This window comes from Vibrio sp. NFR, assembly GCF_027587095.1.
Classification (GTDB): Bacteria; Pseudomonadota; Gammaproteobacteria; order Enterobacterales; family Vibrionaceae; genus Vibrio; species Vibrio harveyi.
This window is the reverse complement of the sequence record NZ_JAPPTN010000002.1, coordinates 508,261-526,488: the sequence shown is the minus strand read 5'-3', so window position 1 is coordinate 526,488 and position 18,228 is coordinate 508,261. Positions and strand designations below refer to the sequence as shown.

The window sequence follows — 18,228 nt, the reverse complement described above, 5'->3', positions numbered from 1 at the left end:
ATCAAGATTATGAACTTTACGAAAACCGCTATCGCCACCGCTGTGATTGCGAGTGTTATTGGTTTGGCTGGCTGCAACGATGACGACGATAACACCTTACCAAGCGTCGATACTTCCAACCTAAAATACGTCGACCCATTCATTGGTACCGGCTTTAACGGACACACCTTCCCGGGTCCTGTCGTGCCAGAAGGCATGGTACAACTTTCTCCAGATACCGAGCTGATCGGCTGGCACTCTTCATCAGGTTACCACTTTGATAAAAAGACCCTATTTGGCTTCTCCCACACTCACCTATCTGGCACGGGGATGGGCGGCTTAGGTGACATTCTGTTCCTGCCGTTTACCGAAGATAAAGCCAAGTACATCGAAGACAGCGACGACTACCGCGAAGCGATTTCGGTCAAGATGGACAAAACCTCTGAAGTGGCAGAAGCAGGTTACTACTCAGTGAAGATTGCAGAGAACGGCATCAAAGCTGAGCTTACAGCTTCTGAACGTGTCGGCTTCCACCGCTACACCTACCCACAAGGTCAACCACAACGTCTGAAGATAGACCTCAACTCCATCCTTAACAGTGATTGGGGTTCGACCTCTCTGCGCAACAAACTGACGGTGAGCGAAGACGGTCATACCATCACGGGCGAGCGCGATGCAGCACACTTCTCTGGTTGGGCGAAAAACCAAAAAATCTTCTTCTATGCGACTTTCGATAAGAAGATCAAAGACGTCTACATCCTTGCCAATGGTAAGCCTGTTGACGGCCTAACGGCAGAGCACGTTTCTGAATTGATTTACGATGACCAAGGTAATCCTGTTAAGCGTGTCAAAGCGGACGTCACTGCCTACATCGAATTTGAAGATGAAGGCTCACAAGAGTTGAATGCGCAAGTGGCGTTATCTGCGGTTGACCCACAAGGCGCAGAAAACAACTACGATGCCGAAGCGAATGTCTCTTTCGATACTGCGCGTAACAATGCACGCGAGAAATGGGCTAAAGCACTCAACTTCTCAATTGAAGGGGGCACGGAAGATCAGAAAGAGATCTTCTACACTGCGCTTTACCACACCAAGATTGCGCCTATGGTGCATCAAGACGTGGATGGTCGATTCCGTGGCATGGGCAAAGGCTCGATTCGTGAAGGCGAAGAGGAATACTCCATCGCTTACGGTCAAGCAACAGAAGAACAGCCAAACTTCTCGGTTTACTCTCTATGGGATACCCAACGTGCATTACACCCACTAAAAACCATCACAGAGCCAACTCGCGCGGTGCAATACGCGAAGAACCTAGTTCAGAAGTACACTGAAAGCGGCTTGCTGCCGAAATGGGAGCACTTAGGTGACGAAACAGGCACCATGGTTGGCTACCCAGCGGTAGCAGTGATTGCGGATGCAATGACCAAGTTCCCAGAAGAGTTTACTCAACAAGAGAAAGAGCTGGCGCTGAAAGCCGCGATCGACTCTTCGACTTACGGCAACTACCCGGTACTGCAAGCAGATTGGGATCAGGGCGTATTGGATCGCACTTTAACCAAGCACATCGACTACATTGAGAAAAACGGCTTCACGCCTGCTATCCAGCGTGTCGATGGTGAACCAGTATTTGAAGACTACACGGTTGAGTCTGTTTCTTACGGTCTAGAAAACGCGTTCTACGATTGGGCTATCGCGCAAATCGCCAAAGCAGCCGGTGATACTCAAGCGGAAGAGCAATATCTTGAACGCTCAAAAGGCTACAAAAAATACTTCGATTACAACCCAACTGAATACGCAGAACATGGCGTGACGGGCTTTATGCGCCCAGTGATGATTGATGAAACCTTCATGACGCCATTCGACCCATACGGCACAGAACACGAAACAGGCAACTACACCGAAGGTAACGCGTGGCAGTGGACTTGGTTTGTACCGCATGACATCGCGGGCTTAAAAACCATCATGGGTGGCGATGCTGAGTTCCAGAAAAACCTAGAAGCAACCTTCACCGCAGAAAGCCAAGGCACTGAAACACCGGATATGTCTGGTTTGATTGGTCAAGTTGCGTTTGGTAACGAGCCTTCACACCACATTCCTTACCTATTCAACTGGACCGCAGAACCATGGAAGACGCAACAAGTCGTCGACCACATTCTTGATGACATGTATTTCGCTGCCCCAGAAGGCGTAGTTGGTAACGAAGACGTGGGCGCCATGTCCGCTTGGTATGTGATGTCTGCATTAGGCTTCTACCAAGTGAACGCAGCAGAACCTATTTACACTGTGGGTCGTCCGCTATTCGACAAAGCGGTGATTCCGGTGAAAGGCGGCACGTTCACCATCACCACAGAGAACAACGCCGATGACAACATGTACATCAAGTCTGTCACCATCAATGGCAAAGCTTTGGATAACGGTTTCTTCTTCGACCATTCCGAGTTCAAACCGGGTGGTGAGTTGCACTTCGTGATGACGGGCGATCAATCAGAAGCGATGAAAGCGCCTCAATAAACCTCTATCACTCTTCCCTCTTCAAAGGTCAATTCGCAAGCGCTGACCTTTTTTCATAAACAAATCAATCGATGTTCTGACCAATACGCCACAACACGCCACTAGGATCGTGCAAACAGAACTCTCGCATCTTCCAAGGTTGATCAATCAGTTCCGTCATCTTGGCTCCGAATGATTCCAAATCTACACTTGAAACATGTTCATGCCAGCTGACAACATCTTCCACCAACAAATGCATCATGAAATTATTGCAATGTTTCGGCTCATAAAAATCTTGCAGCAAGAATGAGCAACTGCCCTTGAAGAAGTACGCCACACCACCAAAATCCGAAGGCATCTCAAACCCCAACGCCTGATAAAAACGCTTTGATAGCTCATAATCTTTCGCCGGAACAAAAGATTTAATTTCAACAATATTGAGGTTTTCCATTTCCTAAATTTCCATTATGTAGCACGTATTCAACCACTCTAGGTAACTCAGCGCGCCCTGACTAGGGTCTCTCTCTGTTTCTTAGGTGCAAGGCACACACTCCGCCATTTGGTTTTGCAGCCAATGGACAAATTTTTGTTCCAGTTCAGAACGTGCTTTGTCTTGAGTCAATAAGACATAGTCATGCCCTGACGGCACAAAACCAAATGGCGCGACAAGGTTACCGCGTTTGAGATCGTCCATCACTAGAGGATAAGAGCCCATCGCCGCACCTAAGCCATCGACTGCAGCTTGAATGCAGAAATAGAAATGCGCGAAAGACTGTTCTGCTTTTCCGCTTATCGACGCACCACCAGAGCGCTGAATCCATTCTTGCCAAGCTTCGGGTCTGGTTTGGCTGTGTAATAACTTCACGGAGTCCAAGTCGCTTTTCACTTGCTGCCAATAGTCAGGTGAAAACACGGGACCCACCCACTCTTCCACTAACTTGGTTTTTGGGTAGTGATACACAGGCTCAAAGTCATCTCGACGAATCGCCATAGCAAGACCCGTCGAGCCAAGCGTTACAGGTCCTCCCGCAGTCGAAAGACGAACATCTGCGTCACAACCATCATTAAACGCGGAAAGCCTTGGCATCAACCAACGCATGGTTAACGTTGGCTCACAAGAGACTTCAAGGTGTTGATGCTTTTCCTGCACCAGCTTGTTCACGCCAGTTTCCAGCGCTTGGAATGCTTGCTCGGTGTAGCTTTTCAGCATCTCACCCTCTTTAGTGATCAGCATATTACGCCCCTGTTTGTAGAACAGAGGTTGAGCCAGATAGGTTTCCAACACTTTGATCTGCTTACTCACTGCACCATGCGTAATATTGAGCTTGTTTGCTGCTTCACTAAAACTCGCAGACGATGCCACGACATGGAAAACATGGAAGGATTTAAGATGCCTCATCTGTGACTTTTTCTCACACTTAGCGGAATTTGTTTCGATTATAGTCTCCGAACTCTCGACCTACAATTGCCCCATTAATAACAACGAAGAAACAGGAAACACTATGGAGCTTTTCAGCCTTGCCTTATTAGGCATACTCATCGTTATCAGTCCCGGAGCTGATTTTGTACTGGTTCTTAGAAACAGCCTCAACAATGGCAGACAAGCGGGAATTTGGAGTGCCGTGGGCATTAGTCTTGCGATTTCGGTGCACATTACCTATTCATTGCTTGGTATCAGTTACTTAATCTCACAGAACGAATGGTTGTTCAGTTTGATTCGCTACCTCGGTGCGGCTTATCTGAGCTATCTAGGATTAAAAGGGATTTTTGGGACTGACTCTCAGCAGAAGATAGAGGGGGAAACACAACAAAGCATCTCCATTTGGCAGTTCTTTTTCCAAGGCTTTTTGTGCAATGTGCTTAACCCAAAAACCATGTTGTTCTTCTTGAGTATCTTTAGCCAAGTCATCGACCCGAATGCAGAATCACAGCACCTAGCTTTAGGTTACGGTGTCTACATGATTGCGCTACACGGGATGTGGTTTTCTATGGTTGCCATCTTGTTTACCTCACCGCGATTACAGAGCTTATTACTGCGCGTGAAACATAGGTTGAATCAAGCTTGTGGCGCTGGGTTATTGGTGTTTGGCGCAATGTTAGGATTAAAGTCATAACACGCTAGGTTACGACATTTCGACTGGTGCCACATCGAAGTTTGATAATCGCACGTATAATCTTCATCAGAACGATTAAGGGCAATTGACCTTGAGGAAAGGAACTCAATGAAAAAACTACTTCCGATTGTATTCACTTGTTTGAGCTTAGCTTTCACCGCACCATCGGTATTGGCTTCTGAACGTGCTGAGCAGGGTTGGCAATGGATTGAGCAAGGCGCAATGATTGTCGATGTACGCACACCACAAGAGTTCGCCGATGGTCACTTGGACAATGCGGTTAACTTTCCGCTATCAGAGTTGGATAAACACTTTGCTAATGTCGATAAAGACACACAAATCGTGCTCTACTGCCGCAGCGGTAATCGCTCAGGGCAAGCGTATCAGTACCTACAATCGCAAGGATTTACCAACCTTCATAACGCGGGTGGCTTGGCTGAGATGCAACAAGCGAAGTAATGCCACTTAGCACCTGCCTAGACAATGGCATGGAAAAGCACACCTCTCGTGTGCTTTTTTTGTTTTCTCGACGCCGAAAGCTAAAGTTGGTACTGCAGCACCAATTCGTGTTTCTCTTGGTAGGTTTGAATCAGTTCGGCTTTACTCTTAGCGGCATTTTGATAAAACAACGCACCTCCTTCAACCAACAAATCATAATGTTGCTGCAGCATATCTAAAACAAACTGCACACGTTTAATTGTGGTTGGCGTGCAACTCTTACCATCCAAGTCATCTTCAATATCGAGCACATGCGAACGAAACATCTCAAGCGTAAAAAGATGTTCCAACTCAGCATCAGATTTTAGCGCTGTTTGTATCTTTTCCATCGACGTTTGCACTCGCTCTACGATTTCTGGCACGGCATAGTTTTGAACTAACCAGTCCCGCTTGTATTCAAGCATCTTAACGCCTTGTTGTTTCACGTTTTTGAATAGCTGCACTGCCTCTTTTCGGGAATAATTTTGCTCCAATAACCAACCAGAGAAGAAGCGCGTTTCAAACCGCTCACAAGCATCAAACATAGGGTCATGCATACCATTGCTGTTGAACTCTCTTAACGGGTCAAACCGATACATATAACCAAAATCGAACAACTTTAGCTGACCTTGTTTATCCACCAGCAAGTTCCCTGAACACAAATCCCATTCAAACAATCCACTTCGCTCACAGACAAATAGAGTCGAGAATAACTGCCTTAGTAAGTCCTCAGTTAGGGCTTGAATACGCGAACCCTCAATCCAATCTGAAACAATGATTCCTAAACGATAATCAGCATAAACAGTCTCAACAATGTGTTTAAAATCCTCAGCTAGATTCGGATTGTCTTTTTGAGTTTGAAAATCAAGACGGCGTTGAACTTCATTCAGAAAGGAGTACTGACCATCAGGGTTTTGCACTTTCGCCTGTGGGCGTTTTTTCTTGAGCGTATAGTCTCGTCCGCCGACACGAATATGAAATACCTGCGCCGTCAAACCACTTTCAAACGTTTCGACAACATACTCTGAGTTCGCTGTCGTAAACGCCAAGGTTTCTGGTGGCAATGGACATCGACCCACATTGCCGACAATTAAGTTTTGATCACTTAAGTCAAATACTTGCTGCTGTAATTGGCGTTGGTTCATGAAGTGCTCCCTGCTAACGATTCAGATATTGTTTACTTTATCGACAATGAAGCACATGACCTCCCCCTTTCTAACCAAAGTCATGGTTGAGTACTTGGGTGGAGTCCTGTTTAAATCGATGAATTGATTCAGATGTTGTCTTCTTCAGAGAGCCTGCGAAAGTAGTCTTCCAGTCGATGATGACCATAAGTCGGTGCGATATTGTCACCGCCTAACATGGTCAGGAAGAACTCAGCAGGACCGCCCCACTTCTCTGGTAGGTGGCTGACTATTACGAGAGCAGCTCTGCGCAACAAATCCGGCAAATGCGTATTTTTCTCCGGCTTATTCTGAGATTTGAATGCAAGCTGAGCAATTTGGTTTACTGAAAACACATTCGGTCCGCCTACGTTAATCTCCGTTTCAGTGCTATCGATAGCCTCAACACAAAATCTCGCCAAATCTTTTCCGTGAATGGGGTTAAGCAAGTTTTCACCATCGCCAAAAGTAAACACTCGACCCGATTTCGCCATGTTGTACACCTCGGTAATATCAGAGAAAAAACCATTCGGACGAATCACACAAGGGGTTAATTTTGTTGATTGCAGAAGCCGACTCGCAAAGCGCTCTTTCGCCTCTAGCAGACGAACTTGAGGATATTTCTGAGCATTGAACGCAGAGATGTAAATGAATTTACCAACACCTGCTCGCTCTGCTTCTTCGAGTAAGTTCAAGTTTGCTTGGTAGTCGACATCCAAATAACCTAATCCATCTTGCTGACGAGTAATGCCCAAGCATGAGATAACAACGTCCACACCCTCGCAAACTCCTTTTAGCTCATCGGGGTGAGTCACCTGAGCTTCTACTGCCTGCGACTCTTGTAAGCCCATCGCAAGGAGCTTGGTTTTGTTTCTCGCCAACGCTTTAAACTCGGCGTGCTGCGCCATGAGAAATTCAACAATATTCGATCCTAAATAACCCGTTGAACCGACAATTAAAATTCGAGGCTGCGTTTTCATATCGATGTTTCCTATTCTTGGTAGAGGAACAAGACAAAGAGTCCCTTAGCCTTTATTTAGACCAATTGGTCTTTTTAAGTTAGTACGATTCAAACACAAGGTAAAGATCTTTCTTGCCCACTTGGTCTAAAAAAAGAATCTTGTGATATACTGCCGTGATTACGCTAACCATCGAAAAGAGAAAAATATGCCTAAAATCGTCGATCACGATAAAAAACGAGAAGAAATAGCGCTAAAAGCAACATGTATATTTCTTGAATTTGGCTACAAAAATCTTGGGATGAGACAGCTTTGTGAACAGCTTGGCATGAGTAAAAGTGCGGTCTATCACTACTACAAAAGTAAAGATGAGCTGTTCAAAGCCGCCACCGAGGCAATGGTTAACTTCGATGCAGAAATATTGGCAGGAAGACCGAGCGCAACAAGCGCTAGCCCTGAACAACAAGCAGAGAACTTTGTATTAATTTTCCAACAGATGGCACCGCGTTTCTTCCAAGAGATGAAGTTAGTGTCTGATTATATTGATGTGATTGGGCAAGAAAACGTAGCTACCGATCCATGCATGTTACTAGCGAATCAAAAGTACATGACGATGCTAGAAAACTACGTTTCAGCACAACACAAAGAATCACTTTATACCCTAATGCTTGGACTGCTAAACCATCAGTTGATGTTAGGTAAAGCACTAGAAGAAGCGTTTATTATTGAGCAAGTTGAGCGCATTTTAGTTTAGATTCAAACTCGCCTTTAAAAGCAATGTGAATGAGGCTCCGTCGAGCCTCTTTTGTCTAGGTTAATATGGTGAAGCCTAGTCGCTTAATAGCTCTACTTCCCTCGCCCATACATCTTGTCGAAGTTTGGGATGTTCTTCTCCCAAATGGGCGTCTCTTCTCCCACAATAGATTTGAGTGTGTCGATAAATAACTTGGTTTTAATCGGTGCATCTCGGTGCGGATACACGGCATAAAAGGTACCGAAATCATCAATGTTCAAGTGCGTCATGATCGGCACTAACTTGCCTTGTTTGATTTCGTCTTGAACCATTTGTGCAGTCACCACAGCAAGCGTATTTCCTCCTGCAGCGCTTCTTGCCAACATTTCCACATCATTCACTTTATAAGCGACATTAAGCTGAAAATGCTGTTGTTTACCTTGCTCATCTTGATAGCCGAATTTATCGAATAACAAACCAGGAGCGGCGTAAATAGTGGCGGGTAAAGATTCCAATTTCTCCAGACTGTTCACCTCACCATGTTTTTCTAAAAACGCTGGGGCAGCAACAATCAACAGACGACTTCGCGCAATCTTACGGGTAATCAAGCTCGAGTTTTTAGGTCGTCCGATGCGGAAGCCAATATCAAAGCCCTCTTGCACCATATCCACCATGCGATCTTCTAAGCGCAGTTCAAACTCCACATCTGGGTATTGTTGTTGGAACACCGAAATCGCATCTTGAACGTATTGACGCCCGAACATGGTCGAGCTGGTAATGCGCAAGACACCACGAGGCTCTTCGTGATAATTCTGCGCCAAACGGTGAGTATCACTGAGAAGTGACCGAAGGGATTTGGCTTGATTGACCATTTCACTCCCTGCTGCCGTCAATGATAAAGAGCGCGTGGTTCGGTTGAGTAAGCGAACACCCAGCTCCTCTTCCAAACGGCTGATCTGCTTTGAGATCACCGAGCGATCCACATTCTTCTGTTCTGATACCTTAGTGAACGAGCCAAGCTCGACCACTTCTAGTAACAGCAATAAACGACTAGAGAAATCCATAACGTCATACCTAAAAAATTATTGTTGCTTTTATGGCACCAATTATATGCCATTTAGCTTATTTTTCTCATCTTATAACAAATCTATAGTAGCTGCACACAACGGGAGAGAGACAAACCTCCTCAATACCAAACCAATAAATTCGCGTGACCGAGGTCTGCTGATCTTACTAACGCTGAGGAAACAGCTATGAAAACTCTATCAATCACACAACAAAATGGCATCGCTACTGTTGAAATCAACAACCCACCAGTGAACGTACTGACTATCGATTTGATTAACGAAATCAACGAATTTGTCCTATCACTTAAAGATGACCGCGATACGAAAGTGGTGGTATTCAAATCGCTTCATGAGTCTTTCTTCTTGGCGCATTTAGATTTGAACGTTATCAACGGCACACAAGGTGGTCAGGCAGCATCAATTGAATTCAACCACATGATTGCCAACATCAAAGCGATGAAACAAATATCGGTTGCTGTGGTTGATGGCGTGGCTCGTGGCGGCGGTAATGAGTTTGTTATGGCGTGTGACTTGGCTTACGGCACAGAAAACGCAGCATTTGCTCAGCCAGAGATCCACGTCAACATCCCAACGGGTGGTCAAGGTGCGGTGCAGTTCGCTCGTCGCATGGGCAAAAATAAAGCGCTTCAAGCACTACTACTTGGTAACGACTTTACGGCACAACAAGCAGAGCAGTTAAACATCATTACTCAGTATGTTCCTAAAGCAGAGTTGGATGGATTCTTGGCGGCAACATTGGGCGTGATTAGCCAACTAGAAGTGCGTGACATCGTAATGTACAAAGAGATCATCGCAACTTCTATTAAAGATGAAGACGCAGGTGCAGAGCTAGAATTGCGTTACTTCTTAGAGCGCGCAAAAGAGCAAAAAACCGCGGCGATCATCGACGCGTTCCTAAAACACGGTGGTCAAACAGAACGTGAAGCGAAAGACATCCAAGGCATCTTTGTTGATACTGCGGCAGAGCTAAACAAACAATAGAACTTGGTTCATCCTCGACCTAAGGCACCGACAGTCCGTTGGTGCCTTGTCTATTTGTAAACTCTGGGGGAATCTTATTGCATGAAAAACGATTAAATCATTCGTTTATTGCAAACTTGGCTTTTCGACAGCAATGTTAGAAACAAAATTGCGCGTGCGAGGAAATACAATGGAGACACTTAAACAATAGCCAGATTATTAGAGAAACGAGGTACTCCATGAATCAACTTCCCGACGAAAACCAAAAACGATTTGTTGCCGTAATCAGTAAAAAAGTCGAGGTGGGGCGCGCCGTTAACGTATTAGGACACTTGAGCGTAAGCCTTGCGAATCAACTTTCTGATGGCGACGCAGTCTATACCGACTATCACGACCTCAACGGCAATGTTCATCCAAATATCTCCCACTATCCGTTTATCGTCTTGAGAGCGGACAACTCCAACAAAATCAGAAAGCTTCGCCAACAAGCACTCGATAAAAGCATCCCCTTCTCCGATTTTACTCACACCATGGTAGAAGGTGGCTCTGAAGTACAACAACAAACCACCAAAAACACGCCGGAAGCTGAATTAGAGTATTTGGGCATTTGTTTGTTCGGCGAGACTGAAACTCTTCGAGAGTTGACCAAGAAGTTCAGCTTATATCGCTAAAAGCGCGTGATAGCTCAGTGATCCTCTCATCATTTTTTCATCAAGCTATCTGTACATTGCCACTTTTAGGGTTAGAATCTAGCGCATCTATCAACCAAAAGTGGCAACACTTACAACGAAATTAAGGAGGAATTTATGTCTTTGTGGTGTTCAATCAACCCACGTTTTTATGGCATGAAGGACCGCTCAAGAGTTTCAGATTTCGCGCTGCGATAATCTCGACTTGAGCGAATAATTACCTTTCGACGAAAACACGTCACCCGAGTACTTTCCCTCAAGCTCGAAGAATTATTGTCAGCTATGACAACGGCGTCTTACGCCCAAAATTCTTGAGAACACTATGAGTACTTTTTTAACTGCACAATCATTAACCCTTTCTCACACAGCAACACCAATCTTCAAAGATCTAACGTTTACGATTCATCGTGGCGACAAAATTGGTCTTATCGGTCATAACGGCTGTGGTAAAAGCTCCCTACTCAAACTGCTTAGCGGTCAATTTGAACCAAGCCAAGGCACGGTTGCCAAAGCCAGTTCATGTTTGATGCGTTATGTTGAGCAGCATTTACCTGAGTCTTTAAGCACACATTCCGTATTGGACGCGTTAGCGGAATCCTTATCCGATGATGAGATTTGGCGCGCCGAACTCTTATTGGATGAACTCGGATTTTCAAACACAGAACGACACATGCCGGTTGAGAATTGCAGCGGAGGTCAGCAAATGCGACTCCTGCTTGCTCGTGCGATTATCCATCAACCTGACTTACTGCTTCTGGATGAACCAAGCAACCACTTGGACTTGCCATCGCTCCTTTGGTTAGAGCAATTCCTATCAAACTGGAAAGGCTCATTCGTTTTGGTATCTCACGATCAAACCTTACTCGATCGCGTCACCAACACCACTTGGGTCATGCGAGATCGATCTCTGCATCATTTCTCTCTGCCTTGTTCTCAAGCAAGACAAGCATTGAAAGAGAAAGATGAAACCGATCAACTTCGCCATGCCAGCGAGCAGAAAGAGATCGACCGAATCGAAAAAAGCGCCAAGCGTTTAGCCACTTGGGGCAAAGTCTACGACAACGAAGATCTTGCTCGAAAAGCCAAGACGATGTTTGCGCGCAAAGAACGTTTAGAGGAAGAACAAACCGAACTGACAGAAGGCACACCGTGGGCGCTACAACTTCAAGGTGAGTCAATGCCAGCAAATCGACTGTTAGAGGTTTTGCCTTTCTCGGTAACGCCACCAGACAGTGATTATCACTTGTTTGATATGGCAGAAATGCGCGTCAAAAGTGGCGACCGGGTTGCCGTTCTAGGCAGTAATGGTTGCGGTAAATCGACTTTATTAAACCTGCTTTATCGTCAGTATGAAGTCATCCAAACCGACCTAGGCAACCAACATGAGAGTGTGACTTTCCACGACCGCTGCCGCTTGGGTTACTACGATCAATCTCTAAGGCAACTCGACGATCATCAATCCATCACGGATGCGTTGCAGTCATTTGCTAGCATCAACAGTGAACAGGCAAAACGTTCACTAATTGGTGCAGGATTCGAGTACGCAAGACACGAGCAGAAAGTCATCAGTCTAAGTGGTGGAGAGCGAGCACGGCTGCTGTTTGTCGGCTTAACCCTCGCTCGTTATCACATGCTGTTTTTAGATGAACCGACCAACCATTTGGATATGGAAGGCAAAGAGGAGTTGATTGAAACTTTGCAAAACTTCGAGGGTGCCGCCTTATTGGTGAGTCACGACCGAAGCCTGATAGAGCAAAGCTGTAATCGATTCTGGTTTATTAAAAATGGCTTACTGACGGAGTATTTGAGCGCGGAAGAGGTGTATCAACGCGTAACTGATACTGCTCCCAAATCTGCCATACCGCATCATTGCAATGAAGTAATGTCGATGGAAACAAACACCGCGCCTGATGAGCAATCCGAAGAGCAAATGCTGGAAAGACTGTTGGAACTGGAAAGCTTGCTGGAAGCTGATTTAGGGCGGAAACCCAAACATCAAAAACCAGCGATGCAAAAGCAATGGCAGCAAGAGATAGAGGAAATTACGGCGCAGCTATAAAAACAAAGCCGGAGGTAATCTCCGGCTTTCTTTATTAGATTCGAATTAGAACCACTCAATTTCAGGTCCTGCGGGCACAATCCCATTTGGGTTGATGTGCTTGTGCGAGAAGAAATAATGCAGCTTCATGTAATCAATATCGATGGTGCTGCGAATGCGCTCATCGGCAACCAAATCCAGCATGTAACGATACAAGTTTTGGTACGCCTTTAAGGGCTTTTTGTTGGCTTTGAAGTGCACTTCATACACAGCCTCGAAGCGCACTAATGTTGGCAGCAAGAACAAGTCTGATAAGGTAACGTCTTCGCCATGCAAGTAGCGCGACTGCCCCAAACGCTGATTCAATTGCTCTAGCGCATCAAACAAGGTTTCACTCGCTTGGTAATATTGCGCTTGCGTGGTTGCAAAGCCGACTTGATACACCTTGCCATTCACATTGCTGTGAAGCCATCGATTTAGGCTTTCGATCTCTCCACGCAATGCGGCTGGTACCAACGCCACCGGATGTTTTGCCAAAGGTAGCCAATGCGTCGCGAGGTTCATTGCCATTGCGGCTGAATCATTGCCCACAATCGCATGGTTTTGCTTATCCCACAGTAGAGGGACGGTTACGCGTCCGGTGTAGTCGCTTTTCGCTTTCACATACAACGCCGCTAGATTATCCGCGCGGTATAGAGGATCAGGATGTGCACTATCAAACTCCCAACCATTGCTGTAACGCTTTGCAGCAACGGAAGAGATGGAAATGACCTCATCCAAACCAAGGTACTTGATCACTAAGTAAGGGCGATGGGCAAATGGACAAGCCAACGACATGTACAAGTGATAGCGACCTGCTTCGATCTGACTTGGTAACGCGAATTGATCTTCTGCTGTCAGCTCACTTGCGTCTTTGTTTGGATACCAAACGCCTTGTTCTAATACCGCCATATCTTACCTACCTTTCTTGATTAGCTACCCTGATGAATCACTACTCATGCGAGTATAGATAACTTAAAGAGACTTCTCGAAAGACACCATTAGCTCACTCAGTTCCGCTAAGGTCGCAACATCAAATTCGCCATCTTGGAATTTGTCGTAGAAGCAGCCTAGGCTGTATGTGCCTTTTACATCGCCACCCCACCAAGGCATCAACTCAGCCATGGTTTTGATGTTAGTTGCGCCGCCGTTTGCACCTGGAGATGTGCTCACTAGCAGAACCGGTTTCTTGGTGTCACCAAAGAAAGACGTACCTTGGGGTGCAACACGCGATAGCCAATCAATCGCATTTTTCAGGAATGCTGGCATTGAGCCGTTGTGCTCTGGTGATGCAATGATGATCGCATCGTATTCGTTTAACGTTGCACGCAGTTTGTGTGCGTTTTTTGGGATGCCCTGACCTTCAACGTCCAAGCCGTACATTGGCAATTCAAAGTCATTTAGGTCAATGGTGTTTACTTCTGTTTGTTTAGCTTGGTTTGCCAACGCTTGAACTAAAAGGCTGTGGATTGATTGGCTGTTGTTGCTACCAGTAAATGCGACGATCTTTTTCATAGTGGAATCCTAATTACGTTTGCCCCTACTTATGTCGGGCACTCAGTGAATGAGGTGATATTAATTAACTCCCACCAGTGAATAAACACTATAATAGTGGCTATATAGTTCACAATTAGTGAACAATAAAAACATGAGGAAACTAATGCGTGGATAAGATCAGAGCATTAACCGTATTTCGTCGAGTGGTGGAGCTAGGTAGCTTCGTCGCGGCAGCAGAAGATTTAAATCTCTCAAAAGCAGCAATAAGTAAGAACATCAATGAATTAGAGAGCTATTTGAAAAGCCCTCTGATTAACCGTACTACCCGCAATTTACACATTACCGATAATGGTCAGCTCTATTATCAACAAGTGTGTCAGGTTCTCGATGCACTCAACAACGCAGACCGCTCAGTGATTGAGTCTTCCCACACATTAAAGGGCACACTCAAAATCAGCATGCCGATGTCATTAGGCTTGATTGAGCTAAACCCCATAATCTGTGAGTTTATGAAGCTGCATCCAGAACTGTCCATCGAAGTGGTGATGAGTGATGAACATATTGATTTGATTGAGCAAGGGGTCGATATTGCCATTCGTGGCGGAGGCGAATTGGGTAACTCTAGCCTACGCTCGCGTAAACTATTGGATATCCGCCGTGTACTTTGCGCTTCCCCTCAATACCTTGAAGAGTCGCAGCCGTTTAAATCTCCACGTGACGTTATAAACCATCGCCTACTTAGCTATAGCCTCTCTTCAACGTCTCGCCGCTGGACATTTCAAAATGGCAGTGAGGTACTGGAAGTTGATCTGCCTGCGAGTGTTTACACCGTCAATAGCGGTTTGGCACTCACCCAAGCGGCATGTGCCGGACATGGGGTTGCGTTGTTGCCAGACTTCTTTGTTGAGCCTCAATTAGCATCCGGTGAATTGGTTGAGATTACCCCTGAATGGCAGATGGAAAAGCACGCGCTGTATATCGTTTACCCTTACCACAAAGAGCAATCGCAAAAGTTACGAGCCTTTATTGATTATGTGGTGGAGAGCTTCCAAGCACGATTCAGCCGTCAGTCAGATCCGCAGCAGATGTACTCTTCGATTATCAAGCTAGGGTCTTAATAACGCCCTGTTAAGGTGTGAGCAACGCAATACTGATGCGACCGCATACCACCTTAAACACTAAACGCAACGCATAGTAAAAATGCCACGCGTTGCGAATCACTCTTAAACAGTTTGTTATACGATTTTGGGGCTAATTTCTTTGATTGCGTTTGAGAGAGGGTACTTTTGGGTTAAACCACCAATGTAAGCATACAACTTATTATATGCACGTCGATCTACAGAATAAGTGTATGATAGTAACCCATTGATATGAGAGAACTCCGTTGACTTACCCGTAAATAGATGATGAAGTTTTGCCCTAATTTCTCTGTGTTTAACACGTCCTATCCCTACACTGCTCTCCGAGAGTATAAGACCAGTAACTTTTTTCTGGCGTTTCGTACCACATATGGCTGTCTTTTTATGGTTAATCTTAAATCCTTCATCACTGATAATGGTCCCGATGAAGTGTTTAACTTTTGTTATTTTAGAAGCCGTATGAGAAGAAAACGTCATATCGTCAGCATAACGAGTGTAAACAATACCTCTTGGTCCAGCATAACCTTGTATCCTAGCGTCGAGTTTCGCACATACTAGATTCGCTAGCTTTGGAGAAGTCGGAGCTCCTTGAGGTAGCCCACCACCATATGTGCACAAATTGGTTAGCAAAATCGACAACTCTTTGTTGTACCCAATAGAACTAAAAACCCCATACACTTTAGATGCTGAAACATTGGGGAAAAAATCCTCTAAATCTATAGTTAATACATAGTTAGAACCAACATGTGGTCGAGCATTGTCTAGAATTGACGTTCCAACTTCGAAACCTTTTGAGCAAGGAGAAGATGAAAGCTTGTCTAAGATATTTCGCAAAATCCAAGCCTGTACAGCTTTAAGTTCCCTGGACGGTTGAGAAATAAGTCGACTCTTTCCGCTTACTTTAGGGACTGGATAAACTTTGTAATGAGATTCGGCAGTTGCAGAAAGATAACGAATTTTACCCGCAGAAAGTCGAGCTTGATTAGCGAAATCGTCAATGGATAGCATTGCAGGCAACCCAATGTTTTTAAGGCTATATATATTTTTTGAGGTCATTTGTGGCGACACACCCTTACGTCTTAAGTCGCGGATGAAAAGGTGCAGTTCCAGAAACGACTGTATTCTGGCTCTGCACATTTTCATGCGGCATTGAATCAGATTGTATGCAGGATAGCGAAACGCTATCCAATGAACTAAGTTAGCTCATTCGCTAAGGGTGTGCGCCGGAGACGATTCTATCATAACGCACACTTGCATTTCTACGATTTTCCGCATTCAATATTTCGATCCTTACCTTATCCAAGTATATGTTATCAAATGTATTTCTTACATACTCAGCACCTAAGGGGGTCACTTGGTAACCAGTCGCAGTTCGTGATATAAACTTCTTAAAAGCCAACCTTCCTAGTGATGACTTAGTCGCGATATCACATAAAACTTTATCTTGATTGGTTGCAAAGCCAATCAATTTTGAAAGCATTACGTTATTGAGTTTATCGAGTAAGTAGATACAAGGAAGAATAAAGTTTTCAGCTTCTAGTATATTCGCAACGTCTTTTTCTACGGGGTGCTCTTTCCGTATTTGAGTTATATAGTTGTTAACATTTCGATAGATTCGATGATATTCATCAGGAATGGTCAAATGATCATAATTGATATGGATAACCTTTCCTGTGCCTGATGACTTTATTAATCTATAAGGTCCATAGTTAATAAAACTTTTATTACTTTTATATTTTTTATTCGAAAGAACAACCATTTTACGAGCAAGTTGCTCATTATTGGAAAAAGCACCAATCTCAGCAAATGACCCCGGACTTTCTGGGAATAGTACTATTGCATCAACACTATCCGCCAGAATTCCCTCAAGCTTTAACAAGCTATGTTGACCTTGACCCGCTAACAAATCGTCAAATAGATCCTCAGGATACAATAACTCATATCGAGGATAATGCGAAAAAACAGCAGCCATTTGAGAACGTGCTGTCTTATTATTTTTTATGTCTGCACCACACAAAAATACTGTAACTCGCTTTCGATTACGAGGTACAAAAATCTTGTCTTTAATAACCCGAGCAACATGCTCAAGTTCTTGGTCTGTCAAAGACTTGTTCATACACAACCTTCGCGCCTAAATAAATCGCTGAAATAATACACTATTTTTCGTCATGGTGGGAAAATCGTATAACTGGGTTTAGCTGAAGAAAAGATAATAAAAAAGCCAAACTGGGTAGTTTGGCTTTTCATCAAAATCACTCTTGTACCTAGGCAACAAGCCTACAAGAACAAGAAAACTGAAAGTTTATCGACGGCGGTTATTAAAACGAGCACGATCTGAGCGTTGCTTTGCTGAACGCTCTTTGTGCGCAGACGCAGCCTTTGCTTGTGAAGCCAGAATCGATTCAACCGTCAGTTCCATTGGCTCACGCGGCTCCAATCCATGACGGAAAGTACGTGCGCGTGGTGGCAGGTTGTACTCGTATTCAGATGCCTTTGGCATGCGCTTGTAGCGGTATAGGTAAAAGTTCTCTACACGCTCACGAGCCCATTCTGTTTTCTTCAGGTATTTAACACTACTCGCAATGCTTGGCTTGGTGTTGAAACAGTTCATACGCATTGCTGTGTCGAGGATTTCCCAACCGTAATGGTCAACAAGCTGCTGCAACATGTCTTCTAATTTAAGACCGTGCAGAGGGTTGTTCTTCTGCAGTTCAATACGTTCTTCGTCGGTCATAAATTCATGGCTCATGAACGGCTCCTTAATTGTGGGTGGCGAGCGTTGTACTCACCACCTTACCTCTATTAGGTTTAGATTAAATCACTATTGCGAATAATCTGTTGTTTTCTTCGTCTCAAAGACGAA

18 protein-coding genes are annotated in these 18,228 nt (G+C 44.8%); 8 read left to right on the top strand and 10 right to left on the bottom strand.

Features of this window, described 5'->3' with window-relative positions:
• The first annotated feature begins 9 nt into the window (after positions 1 to 9).
• Positions 10 to 2,490: a GH92 family glycosyl hydrolase gene (locus OH463_RS05990; protein ID WP_269990847.1), complete on the top strand. Its 2,481-nt coding sequence runs from the start codon at positions 10 to 12 to the stop codon at positions 2,488 to 2,490.
• Positions 2,491 to 2,554: 64 nt separating this feature from the next.
• Here OH463_RS05990 and OH463_RS05985 read toward each other — a convergent pair whose 3' ends face one another.
• Both OH463_RS05985 and OH463_RS05980 read right to left on the bottom strand, forming a co-directional pair.
• Entirely contained in the window at positions 2,555 to 2,920 is a 366-nt protein-coding gene (locus OH463_RS05985; protein ID WP_017818460.1) for a VOC family protein, read from the bottom strand.
• Positions 2,921 to 3,001: 81 nt separating this feature from the next.
• Positions 3,002 to 3,868, bottom strand: a complete 867-nt coding sequence (locus OH463_RS05980) for a LysR family transcriptional regulator (protein ID WP_269990845.1) — start codon at positions 3,866 to 3,868, stop codon at positions 3,002 to 3,004.
• Between the two features lie 103 nt (positions 3,869 to 3,971).
• On the opposite strand from OH463_RS05980, the gene OH463_RS05975 reads away from it, so the two are divergent.
• Both OH463_RS05975 and OH463_RS05970 read left to right on the top strand, forming a co-directional pair.
• The gene (locus OH463_RS05975; protein WP_269990844.1) at positions 3,972 to 4,583 is read left to right on the top strand and encodes a LysE family translocator; all 612 of its coding nucleotides are present in this window, start codon (positions 3,972 to 3,974) and stop codon (positions 4,581 to 4,583) included.
• 108 nt (positions 4,584 to 4,691) lie between these two features.
• Positions 4,692 to 5,042, top strand: a complete 351-nt coding sequence (locus tag OH463_RS05970; RefSeq protein ID WP_269990843.1) for a rhodanese-like domain-containing protein — start codon at positions 4,692 to 4,694, stop codon at positions 5,040 to 5,042.
• Between the two features lie 80 nt (positions 5,043 to 5,122).
• Here OH463_RS05970 and OH463_RS05965 read toward each other — a convergent pair whose 3' ends face one another.
• The gene (locus tag OH463_RS05965) at positions 5,123 to 6,205 is read right to left on the bottom strand and encodes an AarF/UbiB family protein (RefSeq protein ID WP_269990842.1); all 1,083 of its coding nucleotides are present in this window, start codon (positions 6,203 to 6,205) and stop codon (positions 5,123 to 5,125) included.
• A gap of 128 nt (positions 6,206 to 6,333) precedes the next feature.
• Complete coding sequence (locus tag OH463_RS05960; protein ID WP_269990841.1) at positions 6,334 to 7,203, bottom strand: SDR family oxidoreductase; 870 nt, start codon at positions 7,201 to 7,203, stop codon at positions 6,334 to 6,336.
• A 187-nt stretch (positions 7,204 to 7,390) separates the two neighbouring features.
• Here OH463_RS05960 and OH463_RS05955 point away from each other — a divergent pair, with 187 nt between their 5' ends.
• Entirely contained in the window at positions 7,391 to 7,936 is a 546-nt protein-coding gene (locus OH463_RS05955) for a TetR/AcrR family transcriptional regulator (RefSeq protein WP_269990840.1), read from the top strand.
• A 92-nt stretch (positions 7,937 to 8,028) separates the two neighbouring features.
• On the opposite strand, the gene OH463_RS05950 is transcribed toward OH463_RS05955, so the two are convergent.
• Positions 8,029 to 8,979: a LysR family transcriptional regulator gene (locus OH463_RS05950; protein WP_017818454.1), complete on the bottom strand. Its 951-nt coding sequence runs from the start codon at positions 8,977 to 8,979 to the stop codon at positions 8,029 to 8,031.
• A gap of 189 nt (positions 8,980 to 9,168) precedes the next feature.
• Here OH463_RS05950 and OH463_RS05945 point away from each other — a divergent pair, with 189 nt between their 5' ends.
• The 3 genes from OH463_RS05945 (at position 9,169) to OH463_RS05935 (ending at position 12,711) form a co-directional block, all read left to right on the top strand.
• On the top strand, positions 9,169 to 9,984 hold the full coding sequence (locus OH463_RS05945) for an enoyl-CoA hydratase/isomerase family protein (protein WP_269990839.1): 816 nt from the start codon (positions 9,169 to 9,171) through the stop codon (positions 9,982 to 9,984).
• Between the two features lie 218 nt (positions 9,985 to 10,202).
• The gene (locus OH463_RS05940; protein WP_047514211.1) at positions 10,203 to 10,634 is read left to right on the top strand and encodes a DUF2000 domain-containing protein; all 432 of its coding nucleotides are present in this window, start codon (positions 10,203 to 10,205) and stop codon (positions 10,632 to 10,634) included.
• 340 nt (positions 10,635 to 10,974) lie between these two features.
• A complete protein-coding gene (locus OH463_RS05935; protein WP_269990838.1) occupies positions 10,975 to 12,711 on the top strand; it encodes an ABC-F family ATP-binding cassette domain-containing protein in 1,737 nt (578 codons plus the stop codon).
• Between the two features lie 45 nt (positions 12,712 to 12,756).
• On the opposite strand, the gene OH463_RS05930 is transcribed toward OH463_RS05935, so the two are convergent.
• Positions 12,757 to 13,641, bottom strand: coding sequence for a glutathione S-transferase C-terminal domain-containing protein (locus tag OH463_RS05930; protein ID WP_269990837.1), 885 nt, complete (start codon positions 13,639 to 13,641; stop codon positions 12,757 to 12,759).
• Between the two features lie 63 nt (positions 13,642 to 13,704).
• Positions 13,705 to 14,244 carry an NADPH-dependent FMN reductase gene (locus OH463_RS05925; protein ID WP_269990836.1) on the bottom strand — a complete coding sequence of 180 codons (540 nt, stop codon included), beginning with the start codon at positions 14,242 to 14,244 and terminating at the stop codon, positions 13,705 to 13,707.
• A gap of 149 nt (positions 14,245 to 14,393) precedes the next feature.
• Between OH463_RS05925 and OH463_RS05920 the strand changes: the two genes are divergently transcribed.
• Positions 14,394 to 15,344 carry a LysR family transcriptional regulator gene (locus OH463_RS05920; RefSeq protein ID WP_005436284.1) on the top strand — a complete coding sequence of 317 codons (951 nt, stop codon included), beginning with the start codon at positions 14,394 to 14,396 and terminating at the stop codon, positions 15,342 to 15,344.
• A 117-nt stretch (positions 15,345 to 15,461) separates the two neighbouring features.
• Here OH463_RS05920 and OH463_RS05910 read toward each other — a convergent pair whose 3' ends face one another.
• The 3 genes from OH463_RS05910 to OH463_RS05900 all read right to left on the bottom strand — a co-directional run bounded on the left by OH463_RS05910 (position 15,462) and on the right by OH463_RS05900 (position 18,099).
• Positions 15,462 to 16,433, bottom strand: coding sequence for a retron St85 family RNA-directed DNA polymerase (locus OH463_RS05910; protein WP_269990831.1), 972 nt, complete (start codon positions 16,431 to 16,433; stop codon positions 15,462 to 15,464).
• A gap of 142 nt (positions 16,434 to 16,575) precedes the next feature.
• A complete protein-coding gene (locus tag OH463_RS05905; protein WP_269990829.1) occupies positions 16,576 to 17,481 on the bottom strand; it encodes a retron St85 family effector protein in 906 nt (301 codons plus the stop codon).
• A gap of 186 nt (positions 17,482 to 17,667) precedes the next feature.
• Positions 17,668 to 18,099 carry a VF530 family DNA-binding protein gene (locus OH463_RS05900; RefSeq protein WP_005436283.1) on the bottom strand — a complete coding sequence of 144 codons (432 nt, stop codon included), beginning with the start codon at positions 18,097 to 18,099 and terminating at the stop codon, positions 17,668 to 17,670.
• Positions 18,100 to 18,228: the final 129 nt, after the last annotated feature.